Origin of the sequence: Streptomyces beijiangensis, assembly GCF_017315755.1 — a bacterium.
Taxonomy (GTDB): domain Bacteria; phylum Actinomycetota; class Actinomycetes; order Streptomycetales; family Streptomycetaceae; genus Streptomyces; species Streptomyces beijiangensis.
The window spans coordinates 1-449 of the sequence record NZ_JAFLRJ010000939.1; the positions used below are offsets into that span (position 1 = coordinate 1).

A 449-nucleotide genomic window follows, 5' to 3' on the forward strand; every position below is an offset into this window, starting at 1 on the left:
GCGGCCGCGGGTCGCCGGCGTCAGCGCGTTCGGGTTCACCGGCACCAACACCCACGTCGTACTCAGCGAACCGCCTGCCCCACCGCCCCAGCCGGTGACGCCCTCGACCCGGGCCTACGCACTGGCCGTCTCCGCAGCGGCACCCGCCGCACTGACCCAAGCCGTCGAGAAGATCACCGTACGGCTGGAGGGCGCAGCGGACGAAGACCTGGCCTCCCTCTGCCACACGCTCGGTGTCCGGCGCAGCCACCTGGAACACCGCCTGGTCACCGTCGGAACCACCCGCACCGAAATCCTCCAACAGCTCCGTGCGGTCACCGCGCAACCCACGGCTGACGCCCTGAGCACACCGGCCCGGGCAACGAACGGGGCAGGCATCGCGACCGGCACCGCCCGAGCGGGCGAGCCCACCCGCTTCGCCGCGGTGTTCGGCGAATCCGTCGCCGACC

General features: G+C 72.8%; 1 protein-coding gene. It reads left to right on the forward strand.

Translation table 11 applies throughout. From position 1 onward, the window contains the following. The coding region (locus J0695_RS39965) for a CurL C-terminal domain-containing protein (RefSeq protein WP_277990105.1) at positions 1-449 on the forward strand (449 nt) is incomplete at both ends.